Consider the following 1,273-nt stretch of genomic DNA (forward strand, 5'->3'; position numbering starts at 1 on the left):
CTTGATAATTTTTTGTGAGTGTTTGACTTATGTCATGATTAGCGCGCTCAAGTGTTGTTACTGTAGACGAATTCGTACTGGATATAAAAAACAAGAACGGTTTGGAGAACTCATGGAATTATTTAGTGAAGTTGAACGCTGTGTCGAGCGGACGATAGAGACGGTTGGTAAAAATATTGTTTTGGGTTTACCTCTAGGTTTGGGAAAACCAAATCAGTTGGCGAATGCTTTTTACAGAAAGGCGCAGCAGGATCCGAGTATTAATCTGCGGATCATTACAGCTTTATCGCTAGAAAAGCCAAGACCAAAAAGTGAAATGGAAGCCAAGTTTCTAGTGCCATTTGTCGAGCGCTTATTTGGTGATTACGAAGAGTTAGAGTATGCCAAGGCAGTCAGGACTAACACCTTGCCGCCGAATGTCGAAGTCTCGGAGTTTTACTTTAAAGCGGGTGCTATGAAGAGCGTTGCCAGTGCGCAGCGAAACTATGTATCGAGTAACTATACCTTTGTATCGCGCGACTTAATGATTAATGGCGTCAATGTGCTGGCACAAATTGTCGCTAAAAAAGAAATAGATGGCCGACCACAGTTGAGCTTAAGCTGTAATACCGATGTTACCCTGGATATTATGCCTCTGATTGAAGAAGAGAGGGCGAAGGGGAAAAAGATCGTCACTATTGCTCAGGTTCATGACGATTTACCGTTTATGTATAACCGTGCAATGGTCGAGAATGATTATTTTGACTTCCAGGTTCATAGTCCTGCCTATCAGACTCGTTTGTTTGCGCCACCAAATATGTCGGTTCCTAACCCTGACTATATGGCAGGCTTATATGCCAGTACTCTAATTAAAGATGGCGGTACATTGCAGATTGGTATCGGTTCATTAGGTGATGCCATCGTTTATGCATGCAAATTGCGCCAGACCGATAACGACGTCTATAAACATGTCGTCGACTCTCTGAATATCGATAAAAAACTTATCTCCGAATATGGTGGCGTGGATGCCTTCGATAAAGGCTTGTATGGTTCCAGTGAAATGTTTGTTAACGGCTTCATGCACCTAATCAAGAGCGGAATTGTAAAGCGTAAGGTCTATGATGATCTTGATTTACAGCGCTTGATTAATGAGGGGAAAATTGGTGAAACAGTTTCACCATCTACACTTGAGTGCTTGTTAAATGAGTCGATTATTTCTCATCAGCTGACTCATTCTGACTTTATTTATCTACAGCGCTGGGGCATTTTTTCTGATGCCGTACAGTGGGCTGAG

At 42.3% G+C, this 1,273-nt stretch carries 1 pseudogene; it reads left to right on the forward strand.

The window, feature by feature from the left end:
• Nucleotides 1-112 precede the first annotated feature (112 nt).
• Nucleotides 113-1,273: pseudogene (locus tag A3763_RS24230) on the forward strand (acetyl-CoA hydrolase); the annotation flags it as partial.

The organism is Oleiphilus sp. HI0128 (genome assembly GCF_001635365.1).